The following is a 19,773-nucleotide window of genomic DNA, read 5'->3' as shown; positions in this document are numbered from 1 at the left end:
ACCCGGCCCAGGCGGCCAGCCGACCGACCCCGGCCACGACCACGGTCAGCCCGGATACCGGCCCGCACCCTCCCCAACGCCCCGTTCCGGCCACCTGCCGGTCACCGGCTGACCCGCTGCTGTGGTCCGCCAGCAACCGGCGGACCACAGCATCCACCCGACGTGACGCCCCTCCCCCGTCACCGCAGCAATCCCAAACCCGCGGGAGGAACCATGACCGCTACACAACCCGAAACACAGTCCGCAGACGCCACGAACCCCACACGCACCATTCACTTCGTCGGCTCCCTGCCGCCGCAACTCGCACCGACACCGCAAGCGGGCATGCAGTGGATGCTCGACCAGACTCGCGACCACACTCTCGGAAGTCTTCCCTGCGACGCCGATCCGCGGTGGATCGTCGACTGGCTCTACGCCCTCGAACACGTCGACGCGCTCGAACCCGTCCGCACCGGCGACGCCACCAGCTACGACGACTACCCCCGATACCGCATCACACCCGGCCGGAAACTCGCACCCGAAGACGTGTCCCTCCGCCGGACGAGCCACACCGCCACCGTCATCGCCGCCCGCCAAACCCTCCACAACCCACACGAGCTGCCACCGGCACAGGTATCAATCCCCGGGCCGCTCGACCTGGCCTACATCTGCTTCGGTGCCCCGTTCCGCACCCTCGCGAACGTCGGTGTGCTGCGCGAGGCCCTGCTGCACGACATTAACGAGATCCACCACCGCTGGGGAGACGAGATCGTCTTCCAGCTCGAAACCCCAGCCTCCCTCACGCTTCTCGACCGCGCCCCCCGATCCCTGCAAGCCGCCGCAGCAGGTCTCCTAGCCGAGCAGATCACCCGCATCATCCGAGACAGCCCAACCAGCGCGAAGTGGATCCTCCACCTCTGCCATGGCGACCTCAACCACGAGCCGCTCGTCACCCCTCCCAGTCTCGCGCCTGCCGTGCGCATTGTCCGGACCGTCCACCGGCAGCTGACCCAGCTCGGGCTGCCCATACCGCGCGTGCACATCCCCATGTGCACCGGCACGAGCGCGCCATCCACTAACGCCGCCTACTACCGCGCACTCCGCCGAGTGCCCGATGACGTCGAGATCGTCGCTGGACTCGTCGACGAGCACCACGCTTCCGAGTCAGCCCGCGCACTTGAACTAGCCGAGAACGCCCTCGGACGTCCGTTCACCGCTGTCGCCGCCGCATGTGGCCACGGCCGCCGCACTCCCGACGATGCAGAAGCCAATGCTGCACTCGCCCGCGAACTCGCTTCCGCGCCGCACCGCACCTTCGCGCGGCACGGCAAGCCAGGGAGAGCAGCATGACCACTCCGAACAATGCCGTGCTCTGCCGACCAAACGGAGCGAATACTCGTCCGCTACCAGCCGGAGGGCTGACCACCTTGGTGCTGCATGCACCGCCGGTACCTGTGCGAGGTTTTTCCGCAGCACGGTTGCTCCTGCCCGGCGCACGAGCAGTGCCGCCGCGACGCCATCGCACCGCCGAAAGCGCACTCGTTGCGCTGAGCGGATCTGCCGCCGTTCTGTCGGGCCAAGGAATGGTCCCCGTTCTTCCGGCGGCTGGCGACGTTGTCTACATCCCGGTCGGCACGCCCTACGCGATAGTCAACCTCAGCCTCAACGCGACGGTGCTCTCCCTCATGATCACCACCGACCCCGCATTCGACAGCGACGTGGTTCCGCTACCCGAACTCGCCGAACTGGCAGCCACTCGCGCGAATGCCCTTCGCACCGAACATCTGCGCCGGATAAGGGCCGCCCCAGCCAGCAGGCTCCGCACACGGCGGCAGTAAGGGACCACCTGCTTTGACTGTCGGCGGTCGCAACCGCCTCACTCAGCCCTCCCTGCTGGCCAAGGCTCTCGGCATCCAGCCGATGGCGTCGTCTCAACCAGGGAGAACACAGTGCGCGACCAAATCTTGCGCGCAGCTCGCGAGTTGCTCACAGCACAATCACCAGCCTCATTGCCGCCAGTCACCCTTGACGAGATCGCCGCTCAAGCTGGGATCACCAGGACCCAGCTTCGCGCCTACTACACCTCCGTCGCGGCAATCGAAAACGATCTCCGCGCAGACGCCGGCGGACGGTACTGAGATGCAGTGGTCATCCGTCCACATCCGTGGGATCGGCGCCACGCTGGGCAAGCTTGTCCCAGTCGCTCCAGGCCATCGGACTGGACAGCAATCCATTTCGATCGCGGATCAGAGCACGGGCATGGACCTCGCAGTCAGCTCCGCGAATGCCGCGCTCTCCGCTTTGGCTCAGATCACGAACGGCCCCTTGCCGGTCCCCGAACTGCATCTGCACAGCGCGATATGGCGCGGCAGCCGCGGCATCGACTTCTGGTCCCGCGCCAACTACATCCGTGCCAGACTCGGACTGCCTCCCGGACCAGGCATCACCGCCGAACTGAACGCCATGTCGAACTCCCTCGTCGGCGGCATCGACCTCGGTTCCCGAATGCTCGCTGGCAGCGCCGACCTCAACCACATCCTGCTGACCGGCGGTGAAGTCTTCGGCCCACCGGCGTTCGACCACCTCGACGCCGACCACGGCATCGCCTACGGCGACGGCGGCTCTGCCCTCATCCTCGGAAGGCTCCCTGGTTTCGCCCGCATTCTGTCCACCGCCTCCTACACCGACCCCACGCTCGAGCAACTCCACCGAGGACACAGCCGCTTCCCACCGGCTGGCACGACGGACTCGGGGCCTGAACGCGTCCGCGAACGCAAGCGCCAGTACCTCGCAGCCGTGGGTGCCAGCTCCATAGACCTCCGCAACGCGCACGGCATTCGGCACGCCTTCAACCACGCTCTCGCAGACGCCGACCTGATCGCTGACCAACTCGCCTGGATTCTCCTGCCGCACTACGGCCAGCATCTGCTCGACGCTCATTGCCTCCGGCCCCTGGGCATTTCGGCCGAACGCACGCTCAGCCAAGATGGCAGTCGTTGGGGCCATATCGGTCCCAACGACCAGATCATCGGCCTGGCCCGGCTTCTCGCGCGCGCCGATGTCCGAACCGGCGACCACGTCGCCTTGGTGGGCGTCGGCGTCGGCATGACTTGGACCGTTGCCGTCCTGCGGATCGAAAGGGTTCCAGGGAACCCCCATTTCCAGGCGTCCCTGTTCCACGACGCCGAGCAGCGCGACGACCTTCCGCCGGTCCTCGCGCGCCTGCCTCACACCGCGCGGCTGTGACAGGCGACGCGATGAATCCCCCAGCTGGAACGCGCAACGTTCGACCACACGACCTGGACACCATCGGCCCGCCTCAACAAGTCGACAAAGAGTCTCCGCTGTCACCGATCATCGAAGCTCTGACCCCCGACGTCCGTGAACGGGGCAGGTCACGAGTTGCCGAGCCCCTTCCGATGATTGCACTGATCAGCGAAGCCAACTCGTCTTCCATCGCCTATGCGATCTGCCGCATCGATGAGTCGGGCAGGTTTCACGACAAGGACATCATCGAGACCGCGTCCTGGTTACCTGGAGAGCGGCTGCAGGTCCAGTTCATTCGCGGTGTCGCAGCCTTCACACCGACACCATACGGCCCCCTCTCCGTACCGCGACGCCGAAGCGTTGCCGTTCCCTCGCACACCCGAAGACTCCTCGGACTCGAACCGAGAGACAAAGCGCTCCTTGCCGCCGCACCTGAATCACGCATTGTCATCGTCTACCCGAAATCGGCGATCGATGAGATGGTTCGCCGCTTCCACAGCACCGGGCTAAACCGATGACCGCAGAAGCGGGGTTCAGCGCGGCCCATGAAGCGAATTCGCACGTCGCAGACGTAGTAACAGCACAAACCGTTCTTGAGCGTCTGCAGGTATCTCCGCTCGAACTGATCGAGACGCCCGCCAAGATCTACATTCCGACGTTCACCGAGTACGTTCCCGTCGTCACCGCCGCTACTTCCCCAAGTTCCGTGCAAACATGGAAACACTACTGGCGAGTGCTCACGAAAGAATGGGGCGACCGAAGGATCGACGAGCCGACCTCCACCGAAATCGCCAAGCTCGCCAACGACGTGCAACAGACCTCATCCCATCGGAACAATTCCCGGGACGGACGGGGCGCGAAGATGACTTTCATCGACGCGGTCCGGGCTCTCTACAACCACGCGGTCAGCGACAAGCTAATCGGACAGGCCGAGAACCCCGCCGCAAGCGTGAAGAAACCGCGCCGCCACAACAGCCTTCGCCGAGCGCTGTCATACCAACAGCTTTCCGATATCAATGAGGTCGCAGCCACGACAGGGAACGACCCGCACCTGGACACGCTCTTGATCCGGCTGCACACCGAAACGGCCTGTCGCCGCGGCGGAGCCCTCGCATTACGGCCAGTCGATCTCAATGACGCCGACTGCACAGCCCGGCTCCGCGAAAAAGGCGGCACCAGCCGCGAGCAGCCAGTGTCGCCTACTCTCCTGGCCGCCCTGACCGAGCACACAGCACTGCGCAACCCGGACGGCACCAGCGGCGAAAGACTGCTGCGCACACGCAAAGGAACGCCCATGCGGGCGTCACGGTACGACGCTCTGTGGACGAGACTGGGCCAGCACCTCCCCTGGATCGGCGCAGCCGGAATCACCGCTCACTGGCTTCGCTACACCACGCTGACTTGGGTCGAACGAAACTTCGGCTACGCAGTCGCGGCCGCCTACGCAGGCCACGCAGCCGGATTCCAGACCGGCACCACACTCACGTACGTCTCGGCGACGATCGAAGAGATCGCCACCGCACTTGCAGCGCTGACCGGCGAGCCGCATCCGCTCGCAGCCTGAGGCTCGTCATCCCCTCAGACATCCGATGAATGCGGCAGGACTGCACATCCGACTCGGCCTCGATGCCGGTGGTCCATGGGCGAGCCTGTCGACGGCGGAGCAGACCCAAAGGTGCTATTTCCAGCCTCATCAGCCCGGACAGCGGTTAGGCTAATCGGCATGACATCCCCGAATCAGGGATGCATCACCGGTTCTCTGCCTAAAGCGGCCGCTTAGTCGCAGGATAACGGCGAGGCTCGCATACGCAACCTCTGGCCGCGACATCGACGGTCACAACACAGTGAGTCACCCGGGTTCGAGACTCTGCGTATCCGGTGAAGATCGTCGCCACCGGCACCGTCGCCGACCGGAGCCGCTCGGCAGCCCGGGGCATTACTCCCTCGGTCCGGCCGACGCCGCCGCCATCACTCGCTCCCGGATCGCGGGCCGTAGGAGACCTGCATCCGTGCGTCGCGTTCCAGCTGCCGTAGCGCGGTTTCGAGTCCGAGTGCGACGGGCAGCCGGCCGCGGCCGAGCAGCATCACGCCGTCATCCTCGACGCGCTGGGCGACGGCGAACAGGCCGAACCCGCGCTCCATCGAGCTGGGCACCGGCATCACGGACACCAGCACGGCGTCGTCGGTCCGCTCGAGCACCCGCACGCCGGCCAGTGCGGCGAGCGCAGCCGTGAAGTCGGCGTGCGCACCCGGCCCGGCCAGCTGGCTGACCACCGAGGCGCCAGACACGAACCCGGCCAGCGAACAGGTGGCCATCGCCGACCACAGAAAGAGGCTCGTCATGACCACGAGCCCGATGATCAGCACCGTCACGGGTCAGCCCGCCACGGACGCGGAGGCGTCCAGCCGCTGGACGTGCGACAGGAAAGCGTTCATCCGCCAGCGCAGGGTGTAGGCCTTGGTCGCACCGCCGAGCACCTTCTTGGAATAGCGCGTGACCGCGAGGTTCGCGACCGACCGCCCGTTGTTCTCGACAACATTCAGCGCGATTTGCTGGCGAATCCCGGCAAGCAGGGCGGACTGAGCCACCATTGGATTCCCGTCGTCCACAATGGACCAGCCGTGCCCGGCCACCTTCTCGGCGAAGATGCCCCGCAGCTGCTGGGCACTCAAGCTGGTTTCGACCCGGCGCGGCCGGAACCCGCGGGTCTTGAACGTGTTGTAGCCAAGGCAGAGACCTATGAGGACAATCAGGACGACGATCCCCAATGCGACGTTTCCGCCCTCGGCGCCCGCGGCGATTTCCATGTCTTCTCCTCCGATTGCCGGTACGACAACCGGAGCAATCGAGGCGAGGGCCGGCGATGTTGCAAGCGAGTGGTTCTTGTCCAGGAATTGTCCGTTAACCGGAAACCGGTCTTCCAGCTTACCGGGCGGTCGGTACCGCATTACAGGTCAAATTCTTGACAGTTCCCTCCGCTGAACGGAAAGCGGTAGCAAAACCGCGCCGTGGGCCGACCCACCGCCTGTATTGCCGCTGAACACCTGGACCCTCATGCCCCATGAACGACGCCGCCGGAGTCGCCCGATGACGGATCCCGATCTGCCCGGCACTCGCACGGCGGACCGATTCGCCGTCTTCTTGTGTTTCGCCCGCGATCGCCGGTTACCGCGTGCTGGCGATCAGCCCGGAACCCGGCACCGGGCGCCGGTCGAGCGCGCGGACGCGAAGTTCTTCAGCGGCCCAGTGAACGCCGGGACGACGGCCTCCGCCCCGGCTCGTCGCTCGCTGCCCGGCGCTGCGGGCCGTCCACAGTGCACCGCGCGCGGCGGAATTTCCCGGCGCGACCGTCGAACGGCTGATCCGGCCGGCCGCAAGAAAGGCGAATGACCATGGAACGTCCGCTGGCCGACCGCTACCGCCTCGGCGCCCTCATCGGCCGGGGTCCGCTCGGCGAGGTCGTCGCAGGCACCGGTCCCGACGGCCGCGAGTACGCCGTCAAACTCCTCGACCCGGCCCTGACCGGGAACCAGGAAACCGTCGGCCGCTTCCTGCGGGCACAGGCACCGCTGGTGGGACTGACGCACGAGCACCTGGTGACCTTGCACGACCTCGTGGTCGAGGCCGGCGTGGTGGCGTTGGTGGCGGACCAGGTGCCGGGCGGCTCGCTGCGCGACCGGCTCGAAGCGTCGGGCACGCTGCTGCCCGCCGAGATCGCCCGGATCGGCGCCGGGATCGCGGCGGCCCTGCACGTGATCCACGAACTCGGAGCGGTGCACGGCGACGTCAAGCCGTCCAACGTGCTGATGGACGACACCGGCTCGGTCCGGATCCCGAAGCTGACCGACACCGGCCTCGCGCTCCTCGCCCCGCCACGGACGCACACGTCGCTGGCGACCGCGTCGAAGTACGCCGCGCCCGAGGTCGTGCGCGGCGAGGAACCCGGGCCTGCCGCCGACCTCTACTCGCTGGGGGTCGTGCTCTACGAGCTCTACTGCGGGGTCGCCCCGTTCGCCGGCGGGTTCGTCCGCGACGCCGGCGAGGGCCCGGGACGGCCAGGGGAAATCCCGGCTCCGCTGTGGGACCTGATCCGCCTGCTCCTGGCCGTCGAGCCGGCGTTGCGGCCGCTGGCGGACCCGGTCGCGACCGTGCTCGCCGCGATGCTGCCGGACCTCGTCGGGGCCCCGGTCGGACAGCGGCTCGACCGGCCCCCGCCCACCGAACCCGCGCAGCGGCACCGCACCGCGGCAACCCCGATCGGAGACCAGATGTTCGGCGAACAGTTGTACAGCCCGCCCCCGAAGAAGCGGAAGAAGTGGATTCCGGTCACCGTGGCCGCCACGGTCCTGGTCGCTGCCGGCGTCACGACGGTGGCACTGGTCAGTTCGGGGAGCGCTCCCGCGGCCGGGCCCGCCGCCCCGGTAACCGTGACGGCCGCGCCGGGCACCGCCACGGTGACCGCGTCCGTGCCGTCCAACGCCGCCGCCGCGGCGTCGACGACGGCCACCGCGCCGACTGCGGCAGACTCGGGCGCGACCGTCGAGCAGTACCTCTCCGAACTGCGACCGGTGGAAGGCACCTCCGCCAACGACCACGAGACCGGCAACGTCGCGGGCAAGGCGTATCCGCACACTGTCGCGGCGTCGCTTTACGAATGCTCCGAAGCGGAGACCGTCGAGTACAACATCTCGAAGGGCTACCGGAAGTTCGTCGCCTCGGCAGGCCTGGACGACAACTCGTCGGATTCGGCGCTGAAGGCGCAGCTGGAAGTCTTCGGCGACGGCAAGAAGCTGATCTCGACGACCCTCGAGATCAACAAGCTGACTCCCCTCGACGTCGACGTGACCCAGGTGCTGCGCCTCAAGATCAGCTGGCAGCCGGTCAAGTCCGGGGAGAACTGCGGCCCATCCGGCAACTACCTGGACCTGGGCGAGGCGAAACTGCTCGGCGTGCCGGGAGAGGTTCCGACCTCGCCGATCCCGACCAGCTGAGCCCGGTCGCGGGGCCGGGCTGAGCCCGGCTCCGCGGGCCGTCGGACGCTGCGGGCGAATCGAGCGGCCAGGTGCTGGAACCGGACGGTCACCTGGCCGCCATCGCGAATGCCGCAGCGAACGGATCGGGATTCCCTTTCTTCGGGTCAGCGAAAACAGGAAACTCCTTGTCATCCTTCCCCGCCAACCGCATTCTTGGCGGGCCGCAACGATTCCGCGGCGAGAAATCGGGAGACTGCGGGCATTCCCGGGCCGCCAGTGCGCACTTCCGGTGTTCCGGCTCCATCACCACGGCCCCTGGCGGCCCTCAGACCAAGGCGGTGGCCGATGAGCGGGCCAGCAACGTTCGGCGCGGAACTGCGCCGGCTGCGCCGGGCAACCGGCCTCTCCCTCGCCGAACTGGCGGACCGCGTCCACTACAGCAAGGGCTACCTGAGCAAGGTCGAGACCGGGCTCACCAGGCCCAACACCGCGCTGGCCGCCCTGTGCGAAGCCGAGCTGAACGCGGCTGGGGCGCTCACCGCGTTGCTCCCCCGCGAGCCGGTGCGACGGCGCACCCGCCCGGATGTCCGGCCGTCCGGGCTGCCGCCGGCGGCCGCGGACTTCACCGGCCGCTCCGCCGAGCTGCGGGCCGTCCGCGACGCTCTGGAAACCGAAGCCGGGGTGTGTGTCGTCTCCGGGATGGGCGGGGTCGGCAAGACGGCGCTGGCGGTCCGCTGCGCCCACCGGCTCGAAGCGACGTTCGCCGACGGGTGCCTGTTCGTCGACCTCCGCGGTCAGGGCGACACCGCCGTGCCGCCCGCGGCGGTGCACGACCGTCTGCTGCGCGTGCTGGGCGTGCCCGCGGAACAGATTCCGGCCGATCCGGACGACCGCGCCGCGCTCTACCGCTCGCGGCTGCGCGGGCGCAGCCTGCTGCTCGTCCTGGACAACGCCGGCTTCGCTGCCCAGGTCCGGCAGTTGCTGCCGGCCGAACCGAAATGCCGGGTGCTCGTCACCAGCCGGTCGCGGCTTAGCTCGCTCGACGAGGCTCGGCACGTCTCACTCGACGTCTTGCCGCCCGACGCCGCGGCCGAGTTGTTCGCCGCGCTCACCGGAGCGAGCGCGGACGACGCGGCGCGGGTCGCCGTCCGCTGCGGCCGGCTGCCGCTGGCCATCAGGATCGCGGCGGCCCGGCTGCGAGCGCACCCGGCGTGGGACGTGGCCGAACTCGAGCGCAGGCTGGCCGTCGAAACCGACCGGCTCGGCGTGCTGGACGACGGCGAGCGCAGTCTGTCCGCGGCCTTCCGGCTGTCGGCCCGGCACCTCAGCACGGCCGAAGCGCGGTTGTTCGGTCTCCTCGCCCTGAACCCGGGCAGCGACCTCGACGTCCACACGGCGAGTGCGCTGAGCGGGCTCGAACCGCGGGAGACCGACCGGCTGCTGGACCGGTTGCACGACGCGTACCTGGTCACCCAGCCCGCCGCCGATCGTTACTGCTTCCACGATCTCCTCCGCGCGTTCGCCGCCGCAACCCCGCTCGAACCCGGTGAACGGGAGGACGCCGTACGCCGGCTCACCGCGTTCGCCGTCCGAGAGGCCGAGCAAGCCGACCGGATGCTGACTCCGCAGCGCTACCGCCCGGAGATCAGCTATCCCGGCGAGGTTCCCCAGCCGCCGCCGCTCGATGACGCGGTGGCGTGGTTCCGGGCCGAGTGGCCGAACCTGGTCGCGTTGTGCCGACAGGCGGGCGAACTCGGCCAGCACGACCGGTGCTGGCAGCTGGCGTTCTGTCTGCGCAGCTACTTTTTCCTGGCCAAGCTGTGGGACCCGTGGGTCGCCACGCACGAGTGGGCCCGCGCGGCCGCGGAAGCGGCGGGCGACCGGTGGGCACTCGCGACAACGACGGTCAACCTCGGCATCGCCCTGGTGGATCGCGGTGATTTGGACGGCGCGGTCGGGTGCTACCGCAAAGCCCGGCGGGAATACGGCGCGATCGGCGACGAGCACGGCGAAACCACGGCGCTCGCGCATCACGCTTGGGCCGACCATTACCGCGGCGAGCACGCGGCGGCCCTCCGGGATCTCCGTACGGCGCTGGAGTTCTACGAACAGACAGGCGATCGCCGCGACACCGCCATCACCACGCGGGGCATCGCGCTCGTGCTCGTCGCGCTCGGCAAGGCGGCCGAAGCGGCGGCACTGGCGGCGGGCACCCTCGCGGAGTTCGACGAACTCGGCCTCGACTTCGACGCGGCGATGGCGCTGAACTGCGTGGGCTGGGCCCGGTTCCACACCGGCGAGCACGACCTGGCGACGGCCGCCTACCGGGAAGCCGCGGCACGAGCGGAAGCCTGCGAGAGCGATCACGAGGCGGCACGCGCGTATGCCGGTCTCGGCAACATCGCCGCGGCTCGCGGCGCAGCCGGGGAAGCCGGGTCGCTGTGGGAACAAGCGGACGAGATCCGCCCCGGTCTCGATCCGGCTGTGGTCGGCGAAGCCCGCGTCCGGCTGGTGTAACAGGAATCCGGGCCTCATCGACTCTGGTGTCGCCCACGACCGCACGGAGGAAACCGGTGCCGAGCCGCCCCCGCGTCTTCATCTCGTACTCCCACGACGACGAGGACCACAAGACACTCGTACGCCGCTTCGCCGAGTTCCTCTACAAACACGTCGGCCTCGAAGTGCACCTCGACCAATGGGTCGACGGCGCCCGGATCGACTGGTCGAAATGGGCGCTGCGACAGCTCAAAGCGGCCGACTACACCCTCGCGATCGCATCGCCGTTGTACCGGCGGCGCACCGACGGCGAAGAGCACCCGCACGTCGGCTGGGGCTCGCAGTTCGAGGGCGCGGTGCTGCGCGATCAGCTGACCGGCGACATCGACGAGTACACCGCGCGGATCCTGCCGATCGTGCTTCCCGGGCGGGCGGTCGAGGAAATCCCGCAGTTCCTCAACCCGCATTCGACGACGCACTACCCGGTCCGCCGATTTTCGGCCGACGACGACGGCGTGCGGAGTCTTGTCCGCGCGATCGCCCGGAAGCCCGAAAACCCCGGCCCCGCCGAGGAACCCGGGGTCTTCGTCGGCGGAACGTTCACGCCGTTCCCTGCCCGCCGGAAACTCCTGCTCACGACCGAACTCAAACCGGTGGCGAAAGGGCCGGACGTCCGGCTTTCGGCGGTCCGGCTCAACGGCGTCCACTACGGCAACGGCATCTCCTACCGCTGCTCGATGTTCTGCAGCGAACCGCGAGGCCAAGTCGAATACGACCTCGGGCGGCGCTACCGCGCATTCGAAACCACAGTGGGCGTGCTCGACGACGCGGCGGACGCCGGACAGACCGGCCACTTCGAGGTGTTCCTCGACGACGTCGCGCAGCCGGGAGCCGAGGTGAAGCTCGGCTCGCCGGCCACGCTCACGCTCGACGTGTCCGAAGTGCTCCGGCTCCGGCTCGTCGCCTACCGGACCGACACCACGGAGCACCCGATGCTCGCGGGTGCGCGCATCGCAGGCGGGCTGTCGAACGGCCTGCCCGAACTCGGCTGGGGAGATCCGGTGCTGTACACGTGATCATGGTGCCTGACTGCGGATTCCGGCCAGCACGGAATCGGCGAACGCTCCCCCGGTGTCGTCACTGGTGAGGTCTAGGCGGGCAAACCGTCGCGGTCCGTGCCGTCTTGGCAACCCTTGCGCAGACGCCGCATCGGCTCGCCTTGGCTCCTCACCGCCGACGGCGCCCGCTGCCGCCGGGATCCTGCCTGTCATTCAGGCGATGACGTCGAATGGTGACCGGCGTCGGCCGCCATTCGATATGGATACGCGCGTCGTAAACATTGATCGTGTCGCCGACGTTCGCGACACAGGACGCCCCGTCGTGCGCGCAGAGATGCACGGTGCCGTTGCCTCGGCTGAAACCGGTTTCACCCACGGGTCCTCAGTGGACGGTGAACCCACCATCCACCGGAAGCGCTGTCCCGACCACGAAACTGGCACCAGGACTGCACAGCCACAACACGGCCGCCGCGACCTCTTCCGCTTTGCCCAACCGCCCGATGGGCTGTTCCTTGATGATCCCGGCCATGGCCTCGGCCTGATTCTCGATCATGTCGGCGACCATCGGGGTGTCGATGACCCCAGGGCACACCGCGTTGATGCGAACACCCCGAGGCGCGTACTCGACCGCGGCGCTGCGGGTCAATCCGATGACCCCGTGCTTGGACGCGTGGTAGGCCGCCCGCTCGGGCAGTCCGACGAGACCGCCCAGGGAGGAGCAGTTGACGATGGCACCGCTCCCCTGCTCGCGCATCTGCTGCAGTTCGTGCTTCATCGCCGCCCAGACGCCGCGCAGGTTGACGGCGTTGACCTGGTCGAAGGCGTCGGCGGTCTCGTCGGCCGCGTCGGTCGGCGGCACCTGGATGCCGGCGTTGTTGAACGCCATGTCCAGGCGGCCGAACTCCGTCACCGCGCGGTGCACCGCCGCTTCGACCTGCTGTTCGTCGGTGACATCGCAGACCACGCCGATGGCCCGCGACCCGATCTCCTCGGCTGCCTTGCGGACGGCATCCTGGTCGCGGTCGGCCAGAACCACTGCGGCGCCGGAGTCGGCGAAGGCGCGGGCGGCGGCCAGGCCCATGCCGGAGGCGGCACCGGTGACCAGGGCTACTTGCCCGGAGAAATCGTAGGTGGGGTTCATGGTGTTCTCCTTGGGAAAAGTCAGGGCTTGAGCAGGGTTTTGACGGCGCGCCGCTCGTCCATCGCCCGGTAGCCCTCGGCGGCCTCGTCGAGCGGGAGGGCGAGGTCGAAGACCTTGCCCGGGTCGATCTCGCGGTCCCAGACGAGCTGGATCAGCTCAGGCAGGAACCGGCGCACCGGAGCGGGGCCGCCCAGCAGATGCACCTCGGCGAAGAACAGTTCCTCGCCCGGAAGCTCCACGCCGTGCGCCACCCCGACGTACCCCACGTGGCCGCCGGCGCGGGTCGAGCGGATGGCCTGCATCATCGATTCCTGGGTGCCGACGGCCTCGATCACGCTGTGGGCGCCGTATCCGCCGGTGAGTTCCTTGATCCTGGCGACGCCCTCATCGCCGCGCTCCTCGACGAGGTCGGTCGCGCCGAACTCGCGGGCGAGCTTCTGCCGCGAAGCGTGCCGCGACATCGCGATGATCCGCTCCGCGCCCAACTGCTTCGCGGCCAGCACAGCGAGAAGACCCACGGCACCGTCGCCGACCACGGCCACGGTCTTGCCCGGCCCGGCCTCCGCGGCCACGGCGCCGAACCAGCCCGTTCCGAGCACATCGGACGCCGCCAACAACGACGGGATCAGGTCGTCGTCCGGCATTCCGGGGGTGGCGACGAGAGTGCCGTCGGCCAACGGCACCCGCAGGTACTCCGCCTGCGCCCCGCCCGCGCCGACGTATTCGGCATGCACGCACCGTGACTGATAACCGGCTTCGCAGATTTCACACGTGTTGTCCGAGGCGAAGAACGATCCCACGACAAAGTCCCCGGCCGCGATGTTCTTCACCTCGGCACCGATCTCGGTGACCACGCCGACGTACTCGTGCCCCATCGGGGTCGGCTCGGTCACTTCGTTGACGCCGCGGTAATCCCACAGGTCAGAACCGCACACACAGCTCGCCGACACCCGGACGATCGCATCCGTCGGCGCGACGATGGCGGGGTTTTCGCGCTCTTCCACCCGGACCTCGCCCGGGCCGTACAGGACAGCTCCACGCACTTGGCACATTCCTTTTCAGACAGTTCTTCTGGGTGCCTGTTCACCGTCCGTCATCTCGCGGCCGCCTGCCAGGTCCTGTCAAGGACCCCCAGAACCGGAATAGGCGGCTTAGCCTGGGGGCATGGAGTTTCACCAGGAGATCAGGGGCTTCCTGATGAGCCGCCGGGCGCGGATCACGCCCGCGCGGGCCGGGCTGCCCCACGTCGGAGGCGACCGCCGGGTCAAAGGCCTGCGCCGCGAGGAGGTCGCGATGCTCGCCGGCCTCAGCGTCGAGTACTACACCCGCCTGGAGCGCGGCCAGCTCGGCGGCGCGTCCGAGAGCGTTCTCGACGCGATCGCCCGTGCGCTGCAACTCAACGACGACGAGCGCGCCCATCTTTACGACCTGGCCCGCAATGTCGCGCCCGGCTCGCGCCGCAAACGCGCCAAGCGCACCTCGCCGATCACCGCGTCCGTGCAGCAGGTGCTCGACTCCATGAGCGTCCCCGCCGTCGTGCAGAACGGCCGCCTCGATCTCCTCGCGGCCAACGACCTGGGCCGCGCGCTGTACGCCGACCTCTTCGAGATGGCCAAGCAGCCGCCGAACTTCGCCCGGTACGTCTTCCTCGACCCGCGTGCCGGGGATTTCTACGCTGACCTCGACGAGGCGAAGAACCAGCTCGTCGCGATCCTCCGCGCGACCGCCGGGCGAGACCCGCTGGACCAGCAGACGACCGAACTCATCGGCGAGCTTTCCGCGCGCAGCAACGATTTCAGTGCTCGCTGGGCCAAGCACAACGTGCGCCGCCACTCGCGCGGACGCAAGACCGTCCACCACCGGGCCGCCGGGCGGATGGACCTCGCGTACGACGACTTCGCGCTGCCCGGCGACCCGCACGTCTCCATCACCACCTACACCGCGGATCCCGATACGCCCAGCGCTGACGGTCTCACCCTGCTGGCGGCCTGGGCCGAGACGCGGAAGCAGCCCGCGCACCCCCGCGAGTCACGCACCGCCACGAAAGATCAGATGTAAAGTTCGCCATCACCCACCAGGCGAAACCTCTCGCGAACTTTGCCAAGCGCGGGCAGTTCCACCCGAACATGCTTGATTAACAGCCACTTCCCCACCTCCGGAGAACACCCGGAGGACTCCTTGACGCCCGATGCACCCTCCTGCATAGTCTCCTAGACATCGGATGTCCTGGCGTTCAGGACCTGCGATGCCTGGTCAAGGAGGACCTGAATGGCCAACCGCCGGCTTCTGAGCATCGTCCTGTCCGCCGTCGCCGGGTTAGGCGGCACGCTCGCCCTCGGCCCGCCTGCCGCCGCGAGCGGGCCGCCGCCCATGACGGTCTACGCCGCTCCGGGTGCCGACGCTCCGCCTGGGAATCCCTGCGCTCAGCCGCGGCCGTGCTCGCTTTCGCAGGCGCAGCAACGGGTTCGGCACCTGCTCAACACCGGCGTCGGCAACCATCGGGACATCGTGGTGAAGCTGGCCGGAGGCTCCTACTACCTTTCCGCTCCGCTGGCGTTGGGCCCGGAGGATTCCGGACGCAACGGCCACACCGTGACCTGGCAGCCAGCGACCGAAGCACCGGTGACGATCAGCGGCGGCCGACCGTTGCGTCCGGCCTGGCAGCCCACGGCTCACGGCAGCAAGATCATGGCCGCGACCCTCCCCGCCGGACTGGACTTCGACGGCCTGTTCGTCAACGGGCAGCGCCAGATCCTGGCCCGCTATCCGAACTACGACCCGAACGCGGCCCGGCTGCAGGGCTCGACCTCGCTGGCCGACCTCGAGCGGGAATCGGCGAAATGGTCGGATCCGTCGACCGCGCTGGTGCGCGCGATGCATTGCGGCGACTGGGGTTCCGTCTCGTTCACCGTCAGCGGGCGCACCGGCAGCGGTCTCGGCCTGCACTACGTCGGCGACAACAACCGGCCGCAGGATTGCGGGCTCACGAAGGGCAACGGGCCCGGCCGGATCGGACCCGCGATGGTCGAGAACGTCAAGGAGGAACTGGACGCGCCCGGCGAGTGGTACTACGACCGGGCGAGCGGCCAGCTGCTCTACTACCCGCCGGCCGGTGCGGATCTTTCCGCCGCGACGGTCGAAACCGCGGAACAGAACCAGCTGATCACCCTCGCCGGGACGTCGGCAGCCAACCCCGTCCACGACATCGCGCTGCGCGGGCTGCACTTCACCGCGACTCACCGCACGCTCTTCAACAGCCCCTTCGAAGCCGACGCCAAGGGCGACTGGGCAGTTGTCCGCAAAGGCGCGGTATCTCTGAAGAACGCCGCTGACATCTCAGTCACCGGGTCGTTCTTCGACCAGCTCGGCGGCAACGGCGTCTTCATAGACGGCTACAACCGGCACAACACGGTCAGCGACAGCAAGTTCGAGTCCGACGGCGCCAGCGACGTCCAGATCGTCGGCTCGCCGAGCGCGGTGCGCGACTACTCCGGCAACTACTACGACAACGTGGCGGTCACCGACACCGCGCCCGGGCCGAAGACCGACGACTATCCCCGCGACATCCTCGTGCGGAACAACCTCATGCAGGACATGGGCCGGTTCGAGAAGCAGTCCTCCGGCGTCAACATCTCGATGAGCGCGGACGTGACGGTCGACGGCAACACCATCTCCGACAGCCCGCGCGCGTGCCTCAACATCGAGGACGGCACCTGGGGCGGGCACGACATCAAGAACAACGATCTTTTCAACTGTGTCGAGGAAACCGGCGACAACGGGTCCGTCAACGTGTGGGGCCGCGGCCGGTTCTGGGCCAGCTCCGGCAACAACACCCTCGCGCCGGGCACGAGTTTCGAAGGCTCCACCGGCACCGCGCTGACCAACGCGCAGGCGAGGCACCTGATGAAGCTCGACGTCGTCCGGCCGATCACCATCCAGCACAACCGGTTCTGGCACGCCGGCGACTGGGCCATCGACCTCGACGACGGATCGTCCAACTTCCGCCTGCTGGACAACCTCGTCCTCAAGGGCGGCATCAAACTGCGCGACGGCTACGAGCGCACCGTGCGGAACAACCTGCTCGTGGACGGCTCGGTCTACGAACAGGTCAGCCATTCCGATTGCGGCGACGTCATCGAGCACAACATCACCCTCGGGCCGCAGGCGTACAACAACGTGCTGAACAATCCGGCCACCGCCAAGTACGGCGTCGACCGGAACCTCTTCTGGAACGACCACTACCCGGTCTACGTCAATCCAGACGGCAGCGGCAACGAGGCGCTTTCCGCGGACGGCGCGACGATCAACCCGCAGTCGGCCTGGGTTCGCGCAGGCATGGACCCGCATTCGCTCGTCGCCGACCCGAAATTCTCCGCGGCGGACCCTCTCGGCAGCTACGACTTCACCGTCGCCGCCGACTCGCCCGCGGTCAGCCTCGGGTACGCCAACTTCCCGATGACCGGCTTCGGTTCCGCGGGCGCACCGCTTCCGCCCAAGGCAGTCTTCGCCTACGGTCCCGGCTCCGGCGGGCCCGCCAACGGGATGATCGTCCAGCCCGAAATGCTGATGGGAGCCACCGCCACCAACATCCCGTCCCTCGCCGTCCAGTCGTCGCTTGGCCTGACCAAGCCGTACGGCCTCTACCTCCCCACGGTGCCGCCGGGCAGCTACGCGGCGCAGAACGGGCTCAGGTCCGGTGACGACATCACAGCCGTGAACGGCACCTCGGTAACCGACGATCGCAACACTTTTTGGCTCAGCTACAACAAACTCGCTCCGGGCGCGCCGATCACGCTGACCGCGCGGCGCGGGCAGGCCGACGTCACCGTCCGCCTCGCCAAGACGCAGGAATCCGAAGTCCTCAACAACACCTCCGGCGTCGTCTACACCAACACCGGCGCCCCGTCGACGGGGTGGATCTGGCGCGGCAGTTCGGCAGGGGGCGCGAATTCCTATCTCAACGACATCTGGGCGACCCAGAACGTCGGCGATTCGTGGAGTTTGACGTTCTATGGAACGGGAATCGATATCATTTCCGAAACCAATACCGACGAGGGCGACGTCGACCTCGCTCTCGACGGAGCGCCTTATCGGACGGTCAGTTTCGTCACGCCGACCCGGCAGTACCAGTCGACGGTGGCGGCTGTTTCCGGCCTGCAGCCGGGGGTGCACACGATCAGCGGCACGATGAAGAACGGCAGTTACCTGATTGTGGATGCTTTCCGGACGCATCCGTAGGCGCCTCAGGCGGATGCCGTGCTCGCACGGCACCCGCTTTATGTTTCTGAGCAGCGCCAGGCCCCGCCGTGTCCGCGGGACTCAAGGTGCAGGCTGTCACCGCCGCAGCGATCAGCACCAGCGCCCGCGCACCCAGCACTGATCTTCGGATTCTCAACTCAGTCATGGCAAATCCCCGGCCGGATCTTCGCGGTCCGGCTATGGAGAGAATGGCGCGCAGCCTCCGAGAGGTTGCGCGCCACCCAACCCGCCAACCCAGTCCACAAAGGACAGATCACCGCACCCGCAGCCGCCGCCGGGCAAACGCCAGCGCACTGAGGCTCACCACCGCCAGCACCATCACGTAGTAACTCGGCGCGAGATTGCTCCCGGTCAGCTGAATCAGCCAAATCACCACCAACGGCGTGAAACCGCCGAACAGCGAAGCGGTGATGTTGTAGCTGACCGACAACCCCGTCGCGCGGGTCCGGGTCGGGAAGACGTCGGCCATCATCGTGCCCAGCGGGCCGACGTACCAGACCTTGACCAGCCCGATCGCGGCCATCACCGCCGTCATCACCGCGAACGTCGGCTGGCTGTTCAGCGCGAGGAACAGCGGGAAGATCGCCAGCAGCATCACCGAACCGGCCGCGGCCATCAGCGGGATCCGGCCGGTCCGGTCGGACAGGCGCCCGGCGACCGGCGCGAGGACGGTCAGCACGATCTGGGTGACGATCGTCGTGGTGAAGGCCAGCGATTTGGGCAGGCCGAGGTTCCGGATGGCGAAGGTCGGCATGTAGATGATCAGGTAGCTGATCGCGGTGGACACCGCCATCGCGCCCATCGCGACCAGGATCCGGGTTTTCTGCGAGCGCAGGACCTCCCGCAGCGGGGCCTCGGCGGCCTCCTCCTCGAACGCCGGGGATTCCTCCACGTGCCGCCGGATGTAGTAGCCGATCGGCGCGATCAGCAGCCCGAAGGCGAACGGGATCCGCCAGCCCCACGACCCGAGCTGCTGGTCGGTGAGCACCGCGCTCAGCACCGCGGCGAACACGATGCCCAGCAGCGTGCTCAGCCCCTGGCTCGCCGCGCCCCAGCTGCCCATGAACCCGCGCCGTTTCCGGTTGCTCTCCACCAGATACGCCGTCGCGCTGCCGAATTCGCCGCCCGCCGAGAAGCCCTGCAGCAGGTTGGCGAACACCAGCCCGATCGGGGCCGCGATCCCGATCGTCGCGTAGTTCGGCATGATCGCGATCAGCAGCGAGGCCACCGCCATGATCCGGATCGACACCACCAGCGCGGCTTTGCGGCCCACGCGGTCGGCGTAGGACCCGAGGATCATCCCGCCGAACGGGCGGATCAAATATGCGACCGCGACGCTGGCGAAAGCCAGCATCAGCGAAACCGCCGGGTCCGACGCGGGGAAGAACTGTTTCGCCAGGACGTCGGCGAACAAGGTGTAGGCCCCGAGGCTGAACCATTCCAGGGTGTTGCCGACCGTGGCCGCGAGCACGATCCGAGACGAGCGCGGCGAGGGAACTTCTTCGGGAGGATTGTCTTTGGTGGCGGGGGAATCCGGAGCGGGAATCGACATGGTCGCCTCCGAGGCGGTGCGTCAGCGGTTCGGCATCATTGGTGAAT

General features: G+C 68.0%; 16 protein-coding genes. 10 read left to right on the top strand and 6 right to left on the bottom strand.

The genetic code is table 11. The features are described from left to right. The first annotated feature begins 213 nt into the window (after positions 1 to 213). The 5 genes from D0D37_RS24010 to D0D37_RS23995 all read left to right on the top strand — a co-directional run bounded on the left by D0D37_RS24010 (position 214) and on the right by D0D37_RS23995 (position 4,810). A complete protein-coding gene (locus D0D37_RS24010) occupies positions 214 to 1,329 on the top strand; it encodes a hypothetical protein (RefSeq protein ID WP_116202824.1) in 1,116 nt (371 codons plus the stop codon). Positions 1,330 to 1,562: 233 nt separating this feature from the next. After that, positions 1,563 to 1,817, top strand: coding sequence for a hypothetical protein (locus tag D0D37_RS24005; protein ID WP_116202823.1), 255 nt, complete (start codon positions 1,563 to 1,565; stop codon positions 1,815 to 1,817). Positions 1,818 to 2,238: 421 nt separating this feature from the next. Beyond that, complete coding sequence (locus D0D37_RS24000; protein ID WP_162834439.1) at positions 2,239 to 3,225, top strand: 3-oxoacyl-[acyl-carrier-protein] synthase III C-terminal domain-containing protein; 987 nt, start codon at positions 2,239 to 2,241, stop codon at positions 3,223 to 3,225. A gap of 173 nt (positions 3,226 to 3,398) precedes the next feature. After that, the gene (locus tag D0D37_RS46805) at positions 3,399 to 3,764 is read left to right on the top strand and encodes a hypothetical protein (RefSeq protein WP_162834438.1); all 366 of its coding nucleotides are present in this window, start codon (positions 3,399 to 3,401) and stop codon (positions 3,762 to 3,764) included. Further along, positions 3,761 to 4,810, top strand: a complete 1,050-nt coding sequence (locus D0D37_RS23995) for a tyrosine-type recombinase/integrase (protein ID WP_116202821.1) — start codon at positions 3,761 to 3,763, stop codon at positions 4,808 to 4,810. The genes D0D37_RS46805 and D0D37_RS23995 overlap by 4 nt, the downstream gene beginning before the upstream one ends. 404 nt (positions 4,811 to 5,214) lie before the next feature. Here D0D37_RS23995 and D0D37_RS23990 read toward each other — a convergent pair whose 3' ends face one another. Together D0D37_RS23990 and D0D37_RS23985 are read right to left on the bottom strand one after the other, a co-directional pair. After that, entirely contained in the window at positions 5,215 to 5,619 is a 405-nt protein-coding gene (locus D0D37_RS23990) for a hypothetical protein (RefSeq protein WP_116202820.1), read from the bottom strand. Between the two features lie 3 nt (positions 5,620 to 5,622). Then, positions 5,623 to 6,054, bottom strand: a complete 432-nt coding sequence (locus tag D0D37_RS23985) for a hypothetical protein (RefSeq protein ID WP_116202819.1) — start codon at positions 6,052 to 6,054, stop codon at positions 5,623 to 5,625. Positions 6,055 to 6,633: 579 nt separating this feature from the next. Between D0D37_RS23985 and D0D37_RS23975 the strand changes: the two genes are divergently transcribed. From D0D37_RS23975 to D0D37_RS23965, 3 genes are all read left to right on the top strand, one after another. Then, positions 6,634 to 8,238 carry a protein kinase domain-containing protein gene (locus tag D0D37_RS23975; protein ID WP_116202817.1) on the top strand — a complete coding sequence of 535 codons (1,605 nt, stop codon included), beginning with the start codon at positions 6,634 to 6,636 and terminating at the stop codon, positions 8,236 to 8,238. Positions 8,239 to 8,565: 327 nt separating this feature from the next. Next, positions 8,566 to 10,737, top strand: a complete 2,172-nt coding sequence (locus D0D37_RS23970) for an ATP-binding protein (RefSeq protein WP_116202816.1) — start codon at positions 8,566 to 8,568, stop codon at positions 10,735 to 10,737. Between the two features lie 56 nt (positions 10,738 to 10,793). Then, a complete protein-coding gene (locus tag D0D37_RS23965; protein WP_116202815.1) occupies positions 10,794 to 11,792 on the top strand; it encodes an SEFIR domain-containing protein in 999 nt (332 codons plus the stop codon). 151 nt (positions 11,793 to 11,943) lie between these two features. Here D0D37_RS23965 and D0D37_RS46800 read toward each other — a convergent pair whose 3' ends face one another. Genes D0D37_RS46800 through D0D37_RS23955 form a run of 3 tightly spaced genes read right to left on the bottom strand, consistent with a single transcriptional unit; the run spans position 11,944 to position 13,958 of the window. Beyond that, positions 11,944 to 12,150, bottom strand: coding sequence for a hypothetical protein (locus D0D37_RS46800; protein ID WP_162834437.1), 207 nt, complete (start codon positions 12,148 to 12,150; stop codon positions 11,944 to 11,946). A 6-nt stretch (positions 12,151 to 12,156) separates the two neighbouring features. Further along, positions 12,157 to 12,915, bottom strand: a complete 759-nt coding sequence (locus tag D0D37_RS23960; protein WP_116202814.1) for a glucose 1-dehydrogenase — start codon at positions 12,913 to 12,915, stop codon at positions 12,157 to 12,159. 20 nt (positions 12,916 to 12,935) lie between these two features. Beyond that, positions 12,936 to 13,958, bottom strand: coding sequence for a zinc-dependent alcohol dehydrogenase family protein (locus D0D37_RS23955; RefSeq protein WP_116202813.1), 1,023 nt, complete (start codon positions 13,956 to 13,958; stop codon positions 12,936 to 12,938). Positions 13,959 to 14,079: 121 nt separating this feature from the next. On the opposite strand from D0D37_RS23955, the gene D0D37_RS23950 reads away from it, so the two are divergent. Both D0D37_RS23950 and D0D37_RS23945 read left to right on the top strand, forming a co-directional pair. Further along, entirely contained in the window at positions 14,080 to 14,973 is an 894-nt protein-coding gene (locus tag D0D37_RS23950; RefSeq protein ID WP_116202812.1) for a helix-turn-helix transcriptional regulator, read from the top strand. Between the two features lie 210 nt (positions 14,974 to 15,183). Continuing rightward, positions 15,184 to 18,153 (top strand): PDZ domain-containing protein, encoded by a 2,970-nt coding sequence (locus tag D0D37_RS23945; RefSeq protein WP_116202811.1) that lies wholly within the window; start codon positions 15,184 to 15,186, stop codon positions 18,151 to 18,153. A 274-nt stretch (positions 18,154 to 18,427) separates the two neighbouring features. Here the strand turns inward: D0D37_RS23945 and D0D37_RS23940 are convergent, their stop codons facing one another. Further along, a complete protein-coding gene (locus D0D37_RS23940; protein WP_116202810.1) occupies positions 18,428 to 19,726 on the bottom strand; it encodes an MFS transporter in 1,299 nt (432 codons plus the stop codon). Between the last annotated feature and the right edge of the window lie 47 nt (positions 19,727 to 19,773).

It is taken from the genome of Amycolatopsis circi (assembly GCF_003385235.1).
GTDB lineage: Bacteria > Actinomycetota > Actinomycetes > Mycobacteriales > Pseudonocardiaceae > Amycolatopsis > Amycolatopsis circi.
This window is presented reverse-complemented; position numbering and strand designations above follow the sequence as displayed.